The organism is Cryobacterium sp. TMT1-3, from assembly GCF_004402315.1.
GTDB lineage: Bacteria > Actinomycetota > Actinomycetes > Actinomycetales > Microbacteriaceae > Cryobacterium > Cryobacterium luteum.
Genome location: NZ_SOFW01000023.1, coordinates 58013 through 77560, shown reverse-complemented (window position 1 = coordinate 77560; position 19548 = coordinate 58013). Strand labels below are relative to the sequence as shown.

The 19548-nt window shown below is 67.0% G+C and carries 15 protein-coding genes; 7 read left to right on the top strand and 8 right to left on the bottom strand.

Features of this window, described 5'->3' with window-relative positions; translation table 11 throughout:
- Positions 1 to 34: 34 nt before the first annotated feature.
- The 3 genes from E3O25_RS08480 to E3O25_RS08470 are packed head-to-tail and all read right to left on the bottom strand — an operon-like array spanning position 35 to position 3836.
- Complete coding sequence (locus E3O25_RS08480) at positions 35 to 2053, bottom strand: fructose-specific PTS transporter subunit EIIC (RefSeq protein ID WP_134360927.1); 2019 nt, start codon at positions 2051 to 2053, stop codon at positions 35 to 37.
- Positions 2050 to 3051, bottom strand: coding sequence for a 1-phosphofructokinase family hexose kinase (locus E3O25_RS08475; RefSeq protein WP_134360926.1), 1002 nt, complete (start codon positions 3049 to 3051; stop codon positions 2050 to 2052). Before E3O25_RS08475 ends, E3O25_RS08480 begins: the two co-directional genes overlap by 4 nt.
- On the bottom strand, positions 3048 to 3836 hold the full coding sequence (locus E3O25_RS08470) for a DeoR/GlpR family DNA-binding transcription regulator (RefSeq protein ID WP_092110993.1): 789 nt from the start codon (positions 3834 to 3836) through the stop codon (positions 3048 to 3050). Before E3O25_RS08470 ends, E3O25_RS08475 begins: the two co-directional genes overlap by 4 nt.
- A 207-nt stretch (positions 3837 to 4043) precedes the next feature.
- Here E3O25_RS08470 and E3O25_RS08465 point away from each other — a divergent pair, with 207 nt between their 5' ends.
- The 4 genes from E3O25_RS08465 to E3O25_RS08445 all read left to right on the top strand — a co-directional run bounded on the left by E3O25_RS08465 (position 4044) and on the right by E3O25_RS08445 (position 9954).
- On the top strand, positions 4044 to 5264 hold the full coding sequence (locus E3O25_RS08465) for an exonuclease SbcCD subunit D (RefSeq protein WP_134360925.1): 1221 nt from the start codon (positions 4044 to 4046) through the stop codon (positions 5262 to 5264).
- Positions 5261 to 8335, top strand: coding sequence for an AAA family ATPase (locus E3O25_RS08460; RefSeq protein ID WP_134360924.1), 3075 nt, complete (start codon positions 5261 to 5263; stop codon positions 8333 to 8335). The genes E3O25_RS08465 and E3O25_RS08460 overlap by 4 nt, the downstream gene beginning before the upstream one ends.
- A 114-nt stretch (positions 8336 to 8449) precedes the next feature.
- Entirely contained in the window at positions 8450 to 8989 is a 540-nt protein-coding gene (locus E3O25_RS08455; protein WP_092110999.1) for a hypothetical protein, read from the top strand.
- Between the two features lie 668 nt (positions 8990 to 9657).
- Complete coding sequence (locus E3O25_RS08445) at positions 9658 to 9954, top strand: hypothetical protein (protein WP_092111002.1); 297 nt, start codon at positions 9658 to 9660, stop codon at positions 9952 to 9954.
- A gap of 24 nt (positions 9955 to 9978) precedes the next feature.
- On the opposite strand, the gene E3O25_RS08440 is transcribed toward E3O25_RS08445, so the two are convergent.
- The 4 genes from E3O25_RS08440 to E3O25_RS08425 form a co-directional block, all read right to left on the bottom strand.
- Positions 9979 to 10848, bottom strand: coding sequence for an amino acid ABC transporter ATP-binding protein (locus E3O25_RS08440; protein WP_134360923.1), 870 nt, complete (start codon positions 10846 to 10848; stop codon positions 9979 to 9981).
- Entirely contained in the window at positions 10835 to 11503 is a 669-nt protein-coding gene (locus E3O25_RS08435) for an amino acid ABC transporter permease (RefSeq protein ID WP_092111006.1), read from the bottom strand. The genes E3O25_RS08440 and E3O25_RS08435 overlap by 14 nt, the downstream gene beginning before the upstream one ends.
- Before the next feature lie 10 nt (positions 11504 to 11513).
- On the bottom strand, positions 11514 to 12317 hold the full coding sequence (locus E3O25_RS08430; protein ID WP_134360922.1) for an amino acid ABC transporter substrate-binding protein: 804 nt from the start codon (positions 12315 to 12317) through the stop codon (positions 11514 to 11516).
- A gap of 176 nt (positions 12318 to 12493) precedes the next feature.
- A complete protein-coding gene (locus E3O25_RS08425; RefSeq protein ID WP_092111009.1) occupies positions 12494 to 14644 on the bottom strand; it encodes an ATP-dependent DNA helicase RecQ in 2151 nt (716 codons plus the stop codon).
- A 240-nt stretch (positions 14645 to 14884) separates the two neighbouring features.
- Between E3O25_RS08425 and E3O25_RS08420 the strand changes: the two genes are divergently transcribed.
- Both E3O25_RS08420 and E3O25_RS08415 read left to right on the top strand, forming a co-directional pair.
- Positions 14885 to 15652: a hypothetical protein gene (locus E3O25_RS08420; RefSeq protein ID WP_134360921.1), complete on the top strand. Its 768-nt coding sequence runs from the start codon at positions 14885 to 14887 to the stop codon at positions 15650 to 15652.
- 49 nt (positions 15653 to 15701) lie between these two features.
- Positions 15702 to 16973 (top strand): M18 family aminopeptidase, encoded by a 1272-nt coding sequence (locus E3O25_RS08415; protein ID WP_092111012.1) that lies wholly within the window; start codon positions 15702 to 15704, stop codon positions 16971 to 16973.
- A 26-nt stretch (positions 16974 to 16999) separates the two neighbouring features.
- On the opposite strand, the gene E3O25_RS08410 is transcribed toward E3O25_RS08415, so the two are convergent.
- Positions 17000 to 17914, bottom strand: coding sequence for an oxygenase MpaB family protein (locus E3O25_RS08410; protein WP_092111014.1), 915 nt, complete (start codon positions 17912 to 17914; stop codon positions 17000 to 17002).
- Between the two features lie 112 nt (positions 17915 to 18026).
- On the opposite strand from E3O25_RS08410, the gene E3O25_RS08405 reads away from it, so the two are divergent.
- Complete coding sequence (locus E3O25_RS08405) at positions 18027 to 19541, top strand: sugar porter family MFS transporter (RefSeq protein WP_370448747.1); 1515 nt, start codon at positions 18027 to 18029, stop codon at positions 19539 to 19541.
- Positions 19542 to 19548 lie beyond the last annotated feature (7 nt).

The following is a 19548-nucleotide window of genomic DNA, read 5'->3' as shown; positions in this document are numbered from 1 at the left end:
CACTGTACTGCGGAACTGCGGTGCTGGTCTCGGATCAGGCGTTGACGAGAGCGGCCTCCGGTGCATCAACCGGGCGCTTGCGCACCGCGAAGCGCTTCAGGCCGACAACGGCGAACGCCGATACCAGCGTACCGATCACGATCGCGAGCAGGAACAACCAGAAGTTGTCGATGGCGAAGAACACGAACACGCCGCCGTGCGGCGCCTGGCTCGTGACGTTCCAGGCCATCGACAGGCCACCGGTGACGGCGGCACCGAGCATGGCGGCCGGAATCACCCGGAACACGTCGGCGGCGGCGAACGGAATGGCGCCCTCGGTGATGAAGGATGCGCCGAGCAGCCAGGCAGCCTTACCGTTCTCGCGCTCGGTCACGCTGAAAAGCTTCTTGTCGACCACGGTGGCGAGGGCCATCGCGAGCGGCGGCACCATGCCCGCAGCCATGACCGCGGCCATGATCTGCCACGGAGCCTGGTTGGCGAGGGTTGCTGTGCCGAGGCCAGTGACGGCGAAGGCATAGGCGACCTTGTTGACCGGTCCGCCGAGGTCGAAGGCCATCATGAGGCCGAGGATGACACCGAGAATCACAGCGGATGCTCCGGTCATGCCGGTCAGCCAGTCACCCAGCCCGATGGTGAGCAGGGCGATCGGCCCACCGAGCACGATGAACATCAAACCGGAGGCGACGATCGACGCGATGAGGGGAATGATCACGACGGGCATCAGGCTGCGCAGCCAACGCGGAACGTTGAGCTTGGCGAAGCTCGCGGCCACGACACCGGCGAGCAGACCGCCGACGATGCCGCCGAGGAACCCGGCATCCATGAATCCGGCGACGGCGCCGGCGACGAAGCCAGGGGCGATGCCGGGGCGGTCGGCGATGGCGAAGGCGATATAGCCGGCCAGCGCGGGAACCAGGAAACCCATCGACAATTGGCCGATCTTGAAGAAGACGGCCCCGAGGTAGGTGAGGAGACCGCCGTCGGGCAGGTTGAACAGGCTGTTGTCCAGCACGACTTTGTCGGCCACATCCGTGATCTGGTAACCGCCGAGCAGAAAGTCGAGGGCGATGAGCAGGCCTCCGCCGGCGACGAACGGAATCATGTAGCTGACGCCGGTGAGCAGCGCGCGCTTGAGCTTCTGGCCCAGGTGCTCGCTCTTCTCCTCCGACGCGCCACTCTGGTCAGCGGAGCCGCTGACCCGACGGGAGTTCGGGTTGAGCGCGGCGGCGAGGGCTTCCTCGATCAACCGTTCGGGTTCGTCGATGCCGCGCTTGACCGGGGCGTTGATGACGGGCAGGCCGGCAAAGCGTTCCCGACCGCGCACGTCGACGTCGACGGCGAAGATGACGGCGTCGGCCGCGGCGATCACGGCGGGGTCGAGCGGGGTGAGGCCGGCCGAGCCCTGGGTCTCGACCTGCAGGTCGACTCCGACGGCCTTGGCCGCGGCCACGAGGGAGTCGGCCGCCATATAGGTGTGGGCGATTCCGGTCGGGCAGGCGGTGACGGCGACAATGCGCTTCACGCCGCTCGCAGCCGGGCCGGTGCCGGTGTTCGCGTTGTCACTGGCGTTGTCGCTGGCGTGGGCGCCCGCGACAACGGCAGCCGGGGCGACGACTTTGTTCACCAGCTCGACGATCTGCTCTGCGGTCGACGCGGACCGCAGGGCTGCGGTGAAGTCCTTCTTCATGAGCGACCGGGCGAGCTTGGCCAGAATCTTCAGGTGCTCCTGGTCGGCACCGTCGGGCGCGGCGATGAGAAAGACAAGGTCGGCCGGGCCGTCCTTGGATCCGAAATCGACCGGGGTCGACAGGCGGGCCAGCGCGAGGGTGGGTTCGAGCACGGCGGTGGAGCGGCAGTGCGGGATGGCGAGGCCACCCGGAATGCCGGTGGCGGTCTTCGCCTCGCGAGCGAGGGCATCCGCGTAGAGGCTGTCGAATTCGGTCGCGCGGCCGGCCGCGACGACGAGCTCGGCCAGGTGTCGAATGACATCTTTCGGCTCGGTACCGAGATGGGTGTCCAGAGCGACAAGCTCCGGGGTAATCAGTGCACTCACTGGTCATCCTCCTTTGGATGTGTGGCCAGCACCGGCCGGGGGACCGATTCTGGGGCAAGGTCCGTCACAGTGACGGCGCTGGGGTTGGTTTGGTGCAGGGCGGGAACGGTGGAACCGGGCAGGGAGGCTGCGGCGGCGCCGTGAGCGGCGGCCTGGCGCAGGCAGTCGGGGGCGCTCGCGCCGAGGTTGCTTTGCAACAGGTAGCCGGCGAGGGCGGAGTCGCCGGCGCCGACGGTGCTGACGGCGAGCATCGGGGGAGTGGTGGCGAGCCAACTGCCGCCGGCGGTGACGAGCACGGCGCCCTTCGCGCCGAGGGTGGCCAGCACGGCTCCGACGCCGCCGGCGATGAGAACGCGCGCCGCGTCCACGACCAGGTCGGGGTTCGCCTCGAGGGTGTCACCGTCGAAGAGTCCGCTCAGTTCGGCGAGTTCCTCGGCGTTGGGCTTGAGCAGGTCGGGGTGGGCCAGTGCGGCGGCGGCGAGCGGGCCGCCCGAGGAATCCACGGCCACCCGGGGTGCCTGGCTGCCGAGCCGAGCGCGCAGCTCGCGAATGATCCGCGCGTAGAAGTCGTCGGGCACGCCCGGCGGCACCGATCCGGCCAGTACGAGCCAGCTCGCGCCGACCGACTGTTCCAGCACGAGGGCGACGAGGGCATCCTGCTGGGCGAGCGTCAACACCGGACCGGGTTCGTTGAGCTTGGTCGTGGTGCCGTCGGGTTCGGTGATCGCGACGTTGCTGCGGAGCGGTGCTCCGATCGGCAGTCCGAGGTGCGGAATGTGGTGGCTGGTCAGGGCCAGCAGCACCGGGTCGTCGGGGTCTCCGGGCAGAATGGCGAGGCTTTTGATGCCGCTCGCTTCCAGGGCGCGGCAGATGTTGACGCCCTTGCCGCCCGGCTCGCCGTGGGCGGCGACCGCACGCTGTACCTCGCCGCGCTCGAGCGGGCCGGCCAGCTCGATGGTGCGGTCGAGGCTTGGGTTGGGGGTCAGGGTGACGATCATGCGATCACCACGTCGACGTCGGCTGCGGCGAGGGCTGCGGCGAGCTGCGCGGAGGGCGCAGCATCCGTTATCAAAGTGTCGATATCGGCGAGGGCGGCAAAGCAGACGAGCGTCTCCTGGTCGAGCTTGCTGGAATCGGCGAGCACGACGACGCGGCGGGCCGACGTGACGATGGCCGATTTGACGGCCGCTTCAACCGAGTCGGGGGTGCTGAGCCCGAAACTCGCGCTGATGCCGTTGGTGCCGATGAATGCGATGTCGGGGCGGAGCGCCTCGAGCTGCGCGACGGTGCCGGCGCCGACGATGGCACTGGTGAGTCCGCGTACACGCCCACCGAGGATGTGCAGTTGGATCGTCTCGTTGCGGGAGAGCTTGCCGGCGATCGGAACCGCATTGGTGATAACGAGCAGCGAGTCGCCGGTGACGGCTGGCGTCCAGCCGGCGAGACGGTCGGCGAGACGCTCGGTGGTGCTTCCGGCGTCGAGCACGATGGAACCGGTGCGGCTCGCGGGAATCATGCGCATGGCGGCGTCGGCAATGCGCGACTTCTCGTCGAGACGCTGCGTCTGGCGTTCGTCGAGGCTCGGTTCAGACAGGCTCAGGCGGTCGATGGCGACGGCGCCGCCGTGGACGCGGCGCAGCTGGCGGGCGGCTTCGAGGGTGTCGAGGTCGCGGCGGACGGTCTCGGCGGTGATGGCGAATCGCGCGGCGAGGTCGGTCACGGTGACCCGGCCCTGGGTTGCCACGAGCGCGGCGATCAAGAGTTGACGTTCTTCGGCGAACACGATGCCTCCTCGTCGATGAGTGACGTTGTCACAAGAAGTTGTTTCAACTGACTTTAGCTGTGTTTATTTTTGTTTGTCAATAAATAGAAGATAAACAAAGAATAACGGGGCTCGGTCTGCGGTTGGCAGCGGCGGTCAGGTAAAGCGGATGCTGTCGGTCGGCTCTGCCGGTCAGTACTGTCGGTGCATCCCGGTAGCGTCGAGAGCATGAAGATTTTGCACACCTCGGACTGGCACATCGGGCGCACCTTCCACACCCACTCCACGCTTGAGCACCTCGGCATCGTGCTGGACGCCCTGGTGGAGATCGTGCGTGACCGCGGCGTCGACGTGGTGGCCGTGGCGGGCGACGTGTTCGACTCGGCCATACCCTCGAAAGAGGGCTACGCGCTGCTGACCGGCACGCTGCGGCGCCTTAAAGAGGCCGGGGCATCCGTTGTCATGACGAGCGGCAATCACGACTCGGCGACCCGGCTCGGCTTTCAGTCGGAGTGGGCGGCCCTGGCCGGCATTCACGTTGTGACCGGGCCCGAGCAATACCTCGAACCGATCACCATCACCGACGAGCACGGCCCGGTATATTTCTACGGCATTCCCTATCTGGAGCCCGTGCTCATTCGCCATTTGCACCCCGACGTGCCGCTCAAGACGCACGAGCAGGTGCTGAACTTCGCCATGACGCGTATTCGAGCGGATCTGGCACTGCGCAACCTCACCCTCGGTTCCCTATCTGCCCGCGGCGGCCGCAGCGTCGTGCTCTCGCACTGCTTCGCGGCCGGAGTGGCGTCGGCCGCCGAGGCGAGCGATGTCGAGCGCGATATCACCGCCGGCGGGCTCGACGTCGTGCCGCTCGGTGTCTTCGACGGCTGCGACTACGTCGCGCTCGGCCACATTCACGGACGGGCCACCCTGACCGAGCGGGTTCGTTACTCCGGCGCGCCCCTGCACTATTCCTTCTCCGAGGTCGGCAAGCCGCGTGGGGCCTGGCTGGTCGAACTCGGTGCCGCGGGCCTCGGTGCCACTGAAGACGGTACCCACCCGACCGTTGAGTGGATCGACCTGCCCGTGCCACGCCGACTCACGGTGCTCACCGGCGAACTCGCCACGCTGCTCGCCGATGAGACCCTCGCCGGCACCGAGGGCGACTGGGTGAAGGCCATCCTCACCGACCAGGTGCGCCCGCTCGATGCCATGCGATCAATGCAGACCAGATTCGCGCACTGCGTGGCGCTCGAGCACCGGCCGACGATCACGCTCGAAGCGGATGGCTCTACCTACGCCGAGCGGATACGTGCCGCCACCAGTGATGCAGAGATCGTGGCGGGGTTCCTGTCGTTCGTGCGCAACGGGGTCGGGCCCTCCGAATTCGAGAGCGCACTGATCGCGCAGCTGCAAACCGAACAGGGCGCGAAAGAGGCAAACGCATGAAGATCAAGCGCCTGCGTCTGGCCGGGTTCGGCCCCTTCAAGAACGAGCAGATCGTCGATTTCGAGCGGTTCGACTCCGACGGAATCTTTCTCATCACGGGCAAGACCGGCGCCGGCAAGTCCAGCATCCTCGACGCAATCTGTTTCGCCCTCTATGACCAGGTACCGCGTTTCACCGACACCGAGCAGCGGTTGCGCAGCGACTACTGCGAGCCCGATGATCCCACCTTCGTCGAACTCGACTTCAGCCTGCGCGGGCGGGACTACCGGCTGCTGCGCAGCCCGAAATATGAGCGAGCGAAGAAGAACGGTACCGGAACGACCAGCGCGGCGCCGACGGCTGTGCTGCAGCTTCGCCAGGGCGGGGAATGGCGGGGTATTGCGGCCAAGCCCCGAGAAGTCGGCCTCGAACTGAGCACCATCCTGCCCTTGAAGGCCGACCAATTCCTCCAGGTGATCCTGCTCGCTCAAAACCGGTTCCAGTACTTCCTGTTGGCCAAAACCGAGGAACGTCGTGCGGTGCTGCGCACACTGTTTGGAACCACCCGCTTCGAACAGTTGGAGTCCGCGCTGATCACGCGCCGCAAATCTCTCGACGAGAGTCTCGCTGCCGTTCAGCGCGATGTCGCTGAGCATGCCACCGCAGCCATGCACCAGCTGCGACTCTCCGTACTGCCAGTCGAGCCCGACCTCGGCTGGTTTCGGGGCGCACTCGACGGCCTGAATCGCGAGGTCGACCTCGCCGCGCACGACGCGGAAGCCGCGGCGGCGACGCTGGCCGAAGCGACGGTCCAGCACCGAGCGGCCACCGAGACGCAGCGGCGTCAGGCCAGGCGTGCCCTCGCCGAGTCCACTCTGGCGACCCTCGACACCCGGTCTGGCGAGGTCGACGACCAGCGCGATACGCTGCGCCACGCCGCGCGGGCGGCGCGGGTCTGGCCGCACATTCGCGCCAGCCGGGCGGCGACTCTCGCCTGGCAGGCGGCTCTGGCCGACGAGTCCCTGGCCCGGGCGGCCTGGCTTTCGTTCGACGTGTCGTTGCGTGCACATGGTGTCGGTGCACATGGTGGCGGTGCGATTGGTGCCGGTGCACATGGTGGCGGTGCGAGTGGTGCCGGTGCGAACGGTGCCAGCGCGAGCGACGCGGCTGCGCCGGCAGGCTCCGAGTCGGCGCTGGGCCCGATCATGGATGCCCTCGTGAGACGGCTCGGAGCGCTCGCCGAGGTGCTCGAGGAGGAGAAGCGACTTCCGGCCCTTGACCATGAAATCACGACGTTGTTCGATCTGCTCGCCGGTCACACGGATGACCTGAAGCGTGCCCAGCAGCGACTCGATGATCTGCCCCAGCAGATCGATTTCGTCGGCGTGCAGCTCGCGGCAGCGACCGTCACCGCCGCCGGTGAGACCGACGCTGAGGAAGCCGTTCACCGGGCCGACGCCGGGCTCGCGGCCGCCGAAGACGTCGTGTTCCTACTGGCCGGGTTGATCGGGGCGAACGAGCACCTGCTGGGCCGCAGTCGCGATAATGCGGCGGCCGCCATCGACTACGAGGTGCTCGTGGCCCGGCGCATTGCCGGGCAGGCGTCGGAACTTGCCGGGTACCTCGTGGATGGTGCCGCGTGTGCGGTCTGCGGGTCCATCGAACACCCCGCACCGGCGGCAGCCCAGGAGGGGCTGGTGACTGCGGCCGACCTCAGTACGGCCCGTGACCAGCTGCAGGAATGGCAGCAGCAACTGGCCGACGCCCAGGAGACCGCGGCCGCCCTCACGAATCGGCTCGCGCAGGCGCAGGCGCTGGCCGGGCAACGCAGTGTCGATGAGTTTCGTGCTGACCGCGCTGCCGCGGCCACTCGGTTGGCGACCGCACGCACGGCGGCCGGTCTGGTCGAGGGGCTTCGGCAGAATCAGGCCGACCTCCGGCACGGCCTGACCCTGGCCCAGGCAGCGGTGCTGGCCGCCCGAGTGTCACGCGATTCCGCGTCCGACACGCACAGCGTGCGCTCCGGGCTGCGCGACCTGCTCGCTGCACGCGTGGGAGCGCAGCGCGGCGAGTGCGACAGCGTGACCGACCAGGTTCTCGCCCTGCAGCAGCAGCTGGCCTGTGCGCGCGCACTCGACGGCGCGCAAGATCTCAGCCGGCAACGCGCCGCGGCCACCGATGCCGCAACTCGCCAGCGTGACGGTCAGCTGGAGGAAGAAGGCTTCGACGACGAGCAGACGGCCGTCGCGGCGCGGCGGGATGAGAGGGAGATCGCACGCTTAGAGACCGTCGTGCGCTCCTATGACGACGAGCGTGCAGCAGCGCGAGCGGCAGCGGCCCATCCTGAGCTGGTCGATCTTGCGTGGGAACCGGTCGATATCGAGCCGTCCCTGCGGGCGTTCGACTCCGCCAGCAGCGCGCGCGATGCGGCGGTGAGCGCGCACGGCTCGCTCACCGAACGGGCCGGTCAGCTCACGCAACTCGTGCGGCAGGTCACGACGAGATTCGCAGCATCCGCTGACTTATTGAACGTGCACTCCCAGGTGCGTCAGCTGGCCGACGTCATGCAGGGTGACGAACCGAACACCAAGCGGATGCGGTTGGAAACCTACGTGCTGGCCGCCCAGCTGGAAGAGATTGTCGTGGCGGCCAACCTGCGGCTGCGCACGATGACGAGCGGACGCTACGCACTCGAACACGATGACTCCCGGGTGAAGGGTGGCGCGCGCTCCGGTTTGGGCCTGATGATCCGAGACGGGTTCACCGGTCGCGCGCGGGCGACGCACTCGTTGTCGGGAGGTGAGACATTCCTCGCCTCCCTCGCCCTCGCGCTCGGCCTTGCTGAGGTGGTGTCCGGGCAGGCGGGCGGGATCACGCTCGATACCCTGTTCGTTGATGAGGGCTTCGGCTCGCTCGACAGCGAGACCCTCGAGACCGCCATGGGCACCCTCGACACCCTGCGCGCCGGCGGCCGCACGATCGGCCTGATCAGCCACGTCGACTCCATGAAGGAACAGATTCCGGCCACGCTGCGCATCTCGGTGACCGACCAGGGCCACAGCCGAATTGAGGCCGATTCGGCCGGCGCCTGACCCTGGGGGCGGCGGGTGGACTGATGGGGTTGACCGCAGGCATTGCCGATCCGGGGCGAGCCTGTCACCATCGGAACGTTGCCTCAACGAAGCGAGCCGCGCCAGGGAGACCGAATGAAAAAGATCCTCTACATCGACCTCGACAACACCCTCGTCAACGTGCAGTCGGGAATCGACCGACTCACCAACGCCGAGTACATCCGCTACGAGAAGCGGCTCGACGAAGTACCCGGAATTTTCGCCCGGATGGAGCCGATCAGTGGCGCTATCGACGCGTTTCACACTCTCGCCCGCTCGTTCGACACCTACATCCTGTCGATGGCCCCGTGGGGTAACGCGACTGCCTGGCAGCACAAGCTCGAGTGGGTGCAGGAACATCTCGGAGCGGATGTCGGTGGCCCGGCCTACAAACGCCTCATTCTCTCGCACCACAAGCATCTCAACCGGGGCGACTTTTTGGTCGATGACGGGTCGGCCATCGGTGCTGACCGGTTCGAGGGCGAGCTGATCAAGTTTCTGTCCCCGCTCTTTCCTGATTGGAATACGGTGACGCGCTACCTGCTGGAACGCGCCGAGAGCGCACCGCGCCCGGAGTTCTCCTCCCGCTCGCTGCGCCGACGGGCGCTCCACGGTGGCGCGGCGCTGACACCGTGATCGTGAGTTCAAGTGCCCCTAACCTAATTTCGCGATTCTGGTAAGAAAACGAGTGAATTGGGATCTTGATCACGTGCGGGGCATTCGGTATATTCATGGTGCTTAGACCAGTCCGATCGCCCTGCCGACCGGACTGGTCTTTCCATTTCGCGAGCGCGACACCTGAACCTGTGCAATGCGCGCGGGATACCACACTTCGTCCAAATTCTTTGTCTAGGGGTTTACCCACATGTAAATCTGGGGTAATCTCACTTTCAGACAGGCTCGCATCGGTCCCGGAATCCACCCGGACGGGTGCCGGCCACCAGATGATTGGGTGAAGACGATGGTGGAACTGAAGAAGATGACAGAACTGAAATCGGACTTCGTTCCGATGGGCGAAGTCAGCGCTGATGAGCGTTCGCGCATGGCTTTCGGCAAAGCCGGAGTGCACCGCGATGATCGTTACGCCGTCGCCGTGAATGCTGAAGGCGAAATTCTTTTGACCCCGCTCGTGTCCATACCTCGCCGCGAGCTCCTGGTCTGGGACGACGAGGGCATCCGGGCCGCCCTGGTGCGGGCCTCGAACACAGCAGTAAGGAAGAGACCAGCGAGGGTGGCGACTTCACCCGCTACGCCGATGAGGAGCACGCGGACGACGAGTCTGCCGCATCGGCCGAGCCCCGATCATGAGTTTCACGCTCCTTCTCACGAGAGAAGCAGCATCGGGACTGTCCATCCTCGAAACGAAGCCACAATTGGTGGGCCGTCTCAAACGCGTGCGCACCGCACTCGGTCGGCTTCAATTGAACCCCGACGACCCGGCGTTGCGCTCACACAAGTACGTGTCTCTCGCCGGCAAGAAGGGGGAAGCCGTTTGGGACTCCTACATTGAGCACCGAACGCCTACGGCCGGCCGCATCTACTGGCATTACGGCCCGGGACTCGACCGCATCACCGTGGTGATCATCACGCCGCACCCGTAAGCTTCTCGCCCCGGCTGCTGCGCCCTAGAACGGGTGGAGCAGCCGGTGCAGGAACTGGCGGGTGCGTTCCTGCTTGGGGTTCCGCAGCAGTTGTTTCGGGTCGCCACGCTCGACGATGGTGCCGCCGTCTACGAAGGCTATTTCGTGTGCGACCTCGCGGGCGAATTCGAGTTCGTGGGTGACGATGACCATGCTCCAGCCCTCGTCGGCCAGCTCCTTGATCAGGCGGAGAACATCGCCGACAAGCTCCGGATCGAGGGCCGAGGTCGGCTCGTCGAACAACAGCAGCTGTGGGCGCAGTGCGAGGGCCCGAACGATGCCCACCCGCTGCTGCTGGCCGCCGGAGAGTTCGAACGGGTAGCTGCCCTGCTTGTCGGTCAGGCCGACCCGGTCGAGCAGCGCGAGCGCCTCGGTCGTGACCTCGGCGATCGGGCGACGCTGCACGACGACCGGACCCTCGATCACGTTCTGCAGCACGGTTTTATGCGGAAACAGGTTGTAGTGCTGAAAGACCATGGCCGACCGGTCGCGCAGGCCGGCGAGCTGCTTCGGCGTGGTCTTGGCGGCGAAGTCGATGGTTACCGTGGCGGGCGATGCGGTACCCCGACCGGTAGCCGTGACGGCCCCAGCCCGGTCGCCACTCACCGCAGCGGCGACCTCGATGGTACCGCCGTCGGACAGTTCCAGCCCATTCAGGCAGCGCAAAATCGTGGTCTTGCCGGAGCCGGAGGGGCCGATCAGGGCGAGCACGCGGCCGCGGCCCACGGTGAGGTCCACCGATTCCAGCACCCGGTTGCTGCCGAAACTCTTCCGCAGGCCCCGAACCCGCAGCAGCCAAGCGGATGCGGCGGCATCCCCTTGGCCGGTCGGTCGTGAAAGATCAGCGGGCGACATAACGGTCCAATCGCTTCTCAAGAAAACCCTGCCCGGTGGACAGCACCAGGCAGATGACCCAGTAGATGAGGGCTGCTTCCAAATAGATCAGCATGAATTCCTGACTGAAAGCCGCTATCTGCTGCGCCTCACGAAACAGCTCGGTGACCAGAATCACTGACGCCAGCGAGGTGTCTTTGACGAGGCTGATGAACGTGTTCGACAGCGGCGGCACCGACACCCGGGCCGCCTGCGGCAGGATGATGCGGGTGAGGGCACGGCTGTGCGACATGCCGATCATGTAGGCGGCTTCCCACTGGCCTTTGGGCACCGAGAGAATAGCGGCACGGATGACCTCCGCTGCGTACCCGCCGACATTGATCGAGAAAGCGACGACCGCGCTCGGCCACGGGTCGATCGTCACGCCGACCGAGGGCAGCCCGTAGAAGATCACGAACAGCTGCACAAGCAGCGGAGTACCGCGCACGATCGAGATGTAGCCGCGCGCTATGCCCGACAGCCAGCGCTTCGCCGACAGCCGCATGAGCGCGAGAACGAGCGCGAGCGCGAGACCGATCGCGAACGACATCAGGGCAAGCGGAATCGTGCCGCGTACCGCGCCGTCGAGCATCGGCCAGAGCGAGTCGACGAACAACTCCCAGTCAGGCTGGATCATCAAATGAGCGTCACTGGCTGACGTCGGCGCCGAAGTACTTGTCGGAGAGCTCGGCGAGCGTTCCGTCGCTGCTGAGGGTCGTGAGGGCTTCGCTCACGGCTTCGGCCAGCGCAGTGCCGTCCTTCGCGAAGGCGAAGGCGCTCTCCGAGCGATCCTCGGTTTCGGCGGCGATCTTCAAGTTCTTTGCGCCGGAGGACTTCTGGTAGTCGAGGAAGGTCAGTTTGTCGTTGACCGTGGCATCAACCCGGCCCTGTTCGACCAGGGCGACCGACTGGGCCCAGCCCTCGACGCCTTCGACGGTCGCGCCGCTCTCGGTGGCGAGGGCGTTCCAGTTGCTGGTGAGCGATTGCGCTGTGGTCAGGCCGTCGAGGCTCGCGAACGACGTGATCGACGTGTTGTCGGCGGGAACGACGATGACACCGGTCGAGTAGGTGTACGGCGTGGAGAATTCGTACGCCTCAAGGCGTTCCGGAGTGATCGACACCTGGTTGGCGATGGTGTCCCAGCGGCCCGCGGTGAGGCCGGCGAAGATACCGTCCCACTGGGTTTCTTCGAACACGGCGTCAACGCCGAGTTCGGCGGCGACGGCTCGCGCCACCTCGACGTCATAGCCGGTGAGGTCGCCCGAACCGTCTTTGTGGAACGAGAACGGCCGGTAGGTGCCCTCGGTGCCGATGGTGAGCGTGCCGGAGTCGAGTACGCTGCTCAGCGAGTCGTCGGTGCCGGCCGCGCTCTCAGCGGTCGGGGCGGAGCAGCCGGCGAGGGTGAGCGCAACGACGCTGAGCAGGGCAGCCGGAATGAATCTGAGCTTCATGAAAGAACGCCTAACGATCTAGGTGGAGCGAGCGCGGGTCGTGCGGGTGCTGCCCCAGAGTGTGCGGAGGCCGCGGGTGGCGGCCTACTCAGGGTAACAAGGAGCCGCAAGCCCTAAATATTCCAGTTACGCACTATTTCGGTTATGCACTGTTTTCGGTTAAGCGCGACGAGGAGCTACGAGCGCAGGGCCAGGGTGAACGGCAGCACGGCCGAAGCGCCATGCCGGCGCAGCACGCGGGCCGCCACGGTCAGAGTCCACCGGCTGTCGGCGAGGTCGTCGATGAGCAGGAGGGGGCGCCCGGCGAACGGGGTGAGCGCCGACGCCAGCTCGGGGCCGACGGTGAAGCGGTCCCAAACGCTCGACAGTCGGTAGGCGCTGTTGCCGCCGGGCTCGCCGGTGGGGCCGCCATTCGCCCAGTCGAGTGCGCCGAGCCACGGCAGCCGGCCGACCTCGGCTAGTGAACGGGCCACCGAATTGATGAGAAGCGGATGCCGCCGCGACGGCATCCCGACGATGGCCGCCGGGCGCTCGGCCCACCCCCACTCGGCCAGCACACGCACACAGGCGGCGAGCATGGCGGGCGGGGCTGCGGCATCCGCGTGGCCGGTCGCGAACAGGTCACGCAGGGGACCGCCCCAGCCGAGGTCGGTGAGTCGGGCCAGCGCGCGGCCGGGTTCGGCGCGTTCGGTGAGCGGGATTTTGCCCGTGGCAGCGACGCCGAGGCTGCTCATGCCGGTGGGCCACTGGGCGCGCACCTCGATGGCGACGCCGACCCGGTCGAGCGACTTCGCGGCTGTGACCGCAGCCCCCTCGGCCAGATCACTCGGATACCAGATGCCCTGGCAGTTGTCGCAGCGACCGCAGGCTACGGCGGTGTCGTCATCGAGGGAGCGTTGCAGAAATTCCATGCGGCAGCCGGTGGTGCTTTCAAATTCGAGCATCGCTTGCTGCTCGCCGAGCCGGGCCGCCGCGATGCGTTCGTAGCGTTCTTCGTCGTAGACCCAGGGCTGCCCGGTGGACTGCCAGCCGCCTTTCACCCGGTGCACGGCGCCGTCGACGTCGAGCACCTTCAGCAGCAGTTCGAGCGGCGTGCGCCGAAGGTCGACCCTGGCTTCCAGCGCCGGGGTCGACAGGGGAGCGCCGGCCGCTTCGAGCGCGCCGATCACGGCGAGGGCCTTCGCCTGGTTGGGCATCGAGGCAGTGGCGAAATAGTGCCAGATGGCCTCGTCTTCGGCGCCGGGCAGCAGCAGCACGTCGGCCGAGGCGGTGGCACGGCCGGCGCGACCGACCTGCTGGTAGTAGGCCACCGGGGATGAGGGAGCCCCGAGGTGCAGCACGAAGCCGAGGTCGGGTTTGTCGAACCCCATGCCGAGCGCGCTCGTCGCAATGAGCGCCTTGACCTGGTTGGACTTGAGCAGCCCCTCGGATTCTTCACGTTCGGCCGTGTCGGTCTGCCCGGTATAGGCGCGCACCGCGTGGCCGGCTTCCCGCAGCAGCCGGGCGGTGTCCTCGGCAGCCGCCACGGTGAGGGTGTAGATGATGCCGCTGCCCGGCAGCTCGCCGAGGTGGCTGAGTAGCCAGGCCAGACGGGCGCGCGAATCGGGCAGTCGCAGCACGCCGAGCCGCAGCGAGGAACGAGCGAGCGGGCCGCGAATGGTGACGACCTCGGCCGTGCCCATTGTGCCCACGGTAGCGCCGTCGACACCGGTCGCGACCATGCCGACCTGCTCCGCGACATCCTGCACCACGCGGCTGTTGGCGGTCGCCGTGGTGGCGAGCACGGGAACGCCCGCCGGCATCTGCGCGATCAGCTCGCGCAAGCGGCGGTAGTCCGGGCGAAAATCGTGGCCCCAGTCGGAGATGCAGTGCGCCTCATCGACCACGAGCAAGCCCACCCGAGCGATCAGCGCGGGCAGCTGCTCATCGCGAAAGGACGGGTTGTTCAGTCGCTCCGGCGACACCAGAAGCACATCGACCTCGTCGGCGTCGAGCTGCCGCAGCACGTCGGTCCATTCGTGGGCGTTCGACGAGTTGATCGACACCGCCCGCACGCCGGCGCGGGCCGCGGCGGCGACCTGGTCGCGCATGAGGGCCAGCAGCGGCGAGACCAGAATGGTCGGGCCGGCGCCCTGACGACGCAGCAGCAGGGTGGCCACAAAATACACGGCCGATTTGCCCCACCCGGTGCGCTGCACCACGAGCGCGCGGCGGCGGTGGTCGACGAGGGTTTCGATGGCCTCGTACTGACCGGTATGAAAATCGGCGTCGCCCTGCCCCACCAGGGTGCGCAGAATGGCCAGAGCGGATGCGCGGGTGTCGGTCATCCTTCAAGGGTGCCAGATGCCGCCGACACTCCTATTCGCTGGTCTGGTGATGACGGCAGCAGCGATCGACCCCGCCTGAAATTGGGATTGCTTCGATGGTGTTGATCCCGCTGGGAATACACCCGCCGAACCCATTCGCCAGACACAGCCGCTGAGCCCCGTCGCCGTCGGGGCGGGTTCGCAGTGCGTGTCGCGGGGCATCCGACGCCGTCGAGGGGGATCGCTCAGTAGGCTCGGTGGGTGAACGTGATTCAGGAGATCGAAACGCGACTGCCGGAACAGGCCGTCGTCGGTTTTCGTCGGCTCATCGGGCAGGCGCGGGTCAACGATTCGATCCTGCTGCAGGAGCGCGCCATGGCGCGCATGGTCGCTCCCGCGCAGTGGATACTGACCCGGGTCGGGACCGACGGCATCCGCTTGACCAAAGCCGGGCACCTGCCGCCGGCGGTCGTGCTCGAAGCTTCTGCCGAGCTTGACTGGGGCTGGCCGATGAGCGTCAACCGCGAAGTGCACCTGCGGCCGCTGCAGGAACTGCGCGGGCACCTGCGCGACGTGGGATTGCTGCGGGTCAGTAAGGGGATGCTCGTGCTCACGAGAAAGGGCGCCGCACTGTCCGGCTCGCCCCGCGAGCTCTGGTGGTACCTGGCCCGCAGCATCCACCACAGCCGTACGCCCGCGGTGAGTGACGCCACCCGCCTGCTGCTGTTGTTCGTCGCGACCCGCGGCCTCGCCCGGCGCGAAGACTATCTCACAACCCTGTCGCGCGCGCTGGGCTCGCTTGGCTGGGTGCAGTCGGACGGCCAGGAGCCCACGACGGAGTCGGTCTGGCACCTCGTCGACACCAAGTGGCGCCTGCTCGACCGGCTCGGTGCGTTCGAGCAGACCGAGGCCTGGCACGGGGACCGCGGCACGGTCACCGTCGGTGGCGCCGCCTTCGCGCGCGCCGCGCTGCAGTCCGACGCACCGAACGACTCGCCCGCCGATTTGGACGCACCAGGCGATTTGTAGCACGCGGCCCGCGGCAGCCGCTGCCTCGCGCTGGTGGTTGGATGGATGAATGGATGCCTACACCGCCGATTTCTCCGCCTTTCTGCAAGCGTCACCGTCGTCGTACCACGCCGCCGCCGAGGTAGCTCGGCGGCTCGACGTGGCCGGTTTCACCCGGCTCGAGGAATCGGCGAGTTGGACGACCGACGAGGTCACCGGTCACTACGTCGTGCGAGACGGCGCCGTCATCGCCTGGTCACAGCCGGCTGCCGCCGGTCCCATCACGCCGTTCCGTATCCTCGGCGCCCACACCGACTCCCCGGGTTTCAAACTCAAACCCAAGCCCACGATCGGCGCGTTCGGCTGGCTGCAGGCCGGCGTTGAGGTGTACGGCGGGCCGCTGCTGAATTCCTGGCTGGACCGTGAGCTCGAACTCGCCGGTCGGCTGGTCACCCGGGACGGCACCGAGCACCTCGTGCGCACCGGACCGTTCCTGCGCATTCCGCAACTCGCCGTGCACCTCGACCGTGAGGTGAACAACGCCCTGACTCTCGATCGGCAACGTCATCTCACTCCCGTCTTCGGCGTTGGCGACGCGTCGGAGGCCGACCTGGTGGCCCACCTTGCCGACCTGGCCGGCCTGCAGGCAGCGGATGTCGCGGGTTACGACGTTCTGACGGCTGACACCCAGCCGCCCGCCACCTTCGGTCTCGGCAACGCGCTGTTCGCGGCCGGCCGCCTCGACAATCTTTCCTCCGTCTACGCCGGCCTGCAGGCCCTGATCCAGGCGAGCGAGCAGACCGGCGGCCCGATCAGCGTGCTCGCCGGGTTCGACCACGAAGAACTCGGCTCCCAGTCCCGCTCCGGCGCGAGCGGCCCGCTGCTCGACGACATTCTCACCCGCATTGGTCACGGCCTCGGCGCGACCGGGTCAGAGCATCTGCAGGCCTACGCCGAATCCTGGTGCCTCTCCGCCGACGCCGGTCATGCCGTGCACCCCAACTATCCCGAACGGCACGATCCCACGAACCGGCCCATTCTCGGCGGCGGCCCGCTGCTCAAGATCAACGCCAACCAGCGCTACGCGACGGATGCCCACGGCGCAGCCCTCTGGGCTCGCAGCTGCGCCCAAGCGAACGTCGACTACCAGGAATTCGTCTCGAACAACACGGTTCCCTGCGGTTCGACCATCGGACCGCTGACCGCGACCCGGCTCGGCATTCGCGTCGTCGACGTGGGCGTGCCCTTGTTGTCGATGCACTCCGCCCGTGAACTCTGCCACGTCAACGATCCGCGGGCTCTGAGCGCGGCCGCCAGAGCCTTCTTCGCGCCGGAGGCGTAGCGGTCCGCCCGGGCGGCGTCGGGAAATCAGGCTTCCGGAACCAGCCCGGCGGTGGGGGCGAGTCGCGCGAGCCGCGTGCGGGCGGCATCCTCTGAGGTCGAGGTGGGGCCGAGCAGCGTGCGAACGATACGGAGAACGATCCGGGTACCCCAGATGACGGGCAGACGGGATGGTTTCAGGCCGAGCATGTCGCGATACTCGCGCGGAATCGACGCCACAGCCCCCGCGAACATGATGCGGTAGAACGGCAGCATGCCCCGACTGAGCGGCGGGTAGCGGATGAATCGCACCGCGTCGGCCACGCGGGCGTCACTTTTCAGCGTGCCGGCCCGGCGAAAAGCCTCGAGCTGTGCGGCAAGCTCCGCGGCGGAATGTGGGGCATTCTGCACGCCGATGAGTTCGCCGGCGGTCGCCCATTCGCTGACGTAGCGGTCGGCGCCGCCGGGAATGGCGTCGCCCCAGAGCAGGTGGGATTGCAGGAACGCATCGGTGAAGACGACGTGCACCCACGACAAGAGCTCCGGGTCGCCCGCGGCATAGGGGCGCTCTTCGCCGCGCGCATCAAGGTAGGTTCCGGCCACGCGGTCGTGAAAGTGGGCGACGCGGCCCGATTCGCGCTCGGCGACGACCGTGTCGGCGAAGGTCACCGTGACCAGCCACTGAATCGTGCCGGACAGGCGGCCGAGCGGGTCCTCGTGATAGCGGGACCAATCGTGTACACCGGCCATGGCGCCGGGGTGCAGGGTCTGCATGAGCAGGGCGCGGATGCCGGCGACCATGGTCGCCATTCCGCCGTGTACGGTCCAGGCCGCGCTTCCGGGGCCGAAGTATCCCGCATTGTCGCCGGTCTCGATCTTGTCGACCCAGCCTGGCCGCCCATCGCTGTTCCCTGAGAGCGTCACCAGAAGGTGCGAGCGCCAGCTGTCCGTGAATCTGGTCATTCAAGATGGTAGCTCTGTCTCGCTGGACGCCCGCCGCGAACGGCCTGTTCACCTCCACGATGACGAAGACCAGGCGGCCAACTTCGGATCGGATGGCACCCGACGTAGGCTGATTCGGTACACGAATTCGACCCAGGGGGCGGCACTTGACCGACACAGCACTATGAGCACGTCCACGATGGCCACCGATTCCCCCGCGCCGAGCACCAACAGAAAAGTCATCGCACTCGCCGTCGCCGGCGCTCTGGGCGGCTTTCTGTTCGGATTCGATTCCTCGGTCATCAATGGAGCCGTCAATGCGGTGCAGGAGGAATTCGGGCTGAATGCCACCCTCACCGGGTTCGCCGTGGCCTGCGCCCTGCTCGGCGCCGCGGCGGGCGCCTTCTTCGGCGGCCGCTTCGCAGACCGCTACGGACGCATCCCCATGATGCTGCTCGGCGGCGTGGTGTTCCTGGTCAGCTCGATCGGTTCCGGCTTTTCTTTCGGCGTCGTCGATCTGATCATCTGGAGGGTTGTTGGTGGACTCGGTATCGGACTGGCATCCGTTGTCGCGCCGGCCTATATTGCTGAGATCTCACCGCGTCAGATGCGCGGCCGACTCGGGTCGCTGCAGCAGCTCGCGATCACCCTCGGCATCTTTACTGCTCTGCTCTCCGACGCCGTGTTCGCCGAAAGCGCGGGCGGCGCCGGCAGTGAATTCTGGTTGGGCCTCGAAGCCTGGCGTTGGATGTTCCTGGCCGGCGCCGTGCCGGCCATCGTTTACGGCGGCATCGCCTTCATCCTGCCGGAATCTCCCCGCTTCCTGATTTTGAAAGACAAGGAAGCGGATGCCCGCGCCGTCTTCACTCGGCTCTGGCCGAGTGGTGACGTCGATCGGGAGATTCGCGACATGCGTCGTTCGATCGAGGTCGATGCCCGGTCGCAGAGGGCTGGATCCCTGCGCGGCAGTGCCTTCGGCCTCAAGCCGATCGTCTGGGTCGGCATCATTCTGTCGGTATTCCAGCAGTTCGTCGGCATCAACGTGATCTTCTACTATTCGACCACCCTGTGGGAGGCGGTCGGTTTCGCGGAATCCAACTCGCTGACCATCTCCGTGATCACCTCGGTGACCAATATTCTGGTCACCCTGGTCGCGATCGCCCTGGTCGACCGGATCGGTCGACGACCGATCCTGCTGAGCGGGTCCATCGGAATGACGGTGTCCCTCGCGACGATGGCAGTGGCGTTCAGTCAGTCGGTGACGGTCGGCGGCGAGCTGAGCCTGCCGGGGGCGTGGGCGCCGATCGCCCTGGTCGCCGCGAACCTGTTCGTCATCGCGTTCGGTGCGTCCTGGGGTCCCGTGGTCTGGGTGTTGCTCGGCGAGATGTTCCCCAACTCGATTCGAGCCAAGGCCCTCGGTCTCGCCGCGGCCGCCCAGTGGATCGCCAATTTTCTCATCACCGTCAGCTTCCCGCCGATGGCCGATGCCTCCCTGCCGATCACCTATGGCCTGTACGCCCTGTTCGCCGGGCTCTCCTTCTGGTTCGTGCTGCGCAAGGTGCCCGAAACGAACGGTATGTCGCTTGAAGAAGCTGACACCCTGTTGCCTCCGAAAAATTCAGCTAAAAGAGCCACCGCAGCGAGGTGAGATTTAA

Bases quoted from the DNA above. Each gene is read 5' to 3' on its own strand.
- E3O25_RS08475 (WP_134360926.1), bottom strand. From the start codon at position 3,051: ATGATCGTCACCCTGACCCCCAACCCAAGCCTCGACCGCACCATCGAG.
- E3O25_RS08465 (WP_134360925.1), top strand. From the start codon at position 4,044: ATGAAGATTTTGCACACCTCGGACTGGCACATCGGGCGCACCTTCCAC.
- E3O25_RS08460 (WP_134360924.1), top strand. From the start codon at position 5,261: ATGAAGATCAAGCGCCTGCGTCTGGCCGGGTTCGGCCCCTTCAAGAAC.
- E3O25_RS08455 (WP_092110999.1), top strand. From the start codon at position 8,450: ATGAAAAAGATCCTCTACATCGACCTCGACAACACCCTCGTCAACGTG.
- E3O25_RS08445 (WP_092111002.1), top strand. From the start codon at position 9,658: ATGAGTTTCACGCTCCTTCTCACGAGAGAAGCAGCATCGGGACTGTCC.
- E3O25_RS08440 (WP_134360923.1), bottom strand. From the start codon at position 10,848: ATGTCGCCCGCTGATCTTTCACGACCGACCGGCCAAGGGGATGCCGCC.
- E3O25_RS08435 (WP_092111006.1), bottom strand. From the start codon at position 11,503: ATGATCCAGCCTGACTGGGAGTTGTTCGTCGACTCGCTCTGGCCGATG.
- E3O25_RS08430 (WP_134360922.1), bottom strand. From the start codon at position 12,317: ATGAAGCTCAGATTCATTCCGGCTGCCCTGCTCAGCGTCGTTGCGCTC.
- E3O25_RS08425 (WP_092111009.1), bottom strand. From the start codon at position 14,644: ATGACCGACACCCGCGCATCCGCTCTGGCCATTCTGCGCACCCTGGTG.
- E3O25_RS08415 (WP_092111012.1), top strand. From the start codon at position 15,702: ATGGATGCCTACACCGCCGATTTCTCCGCCTTTCTGCAAGCGTCACCG.
- E3O25_RS08410 (WP_092111014.1), bottom strand. From the start codon at position 17,914: ATGACCAGATTCACGGACAGCTGGCGCTCGCACCTTCTGGTGACGCTC.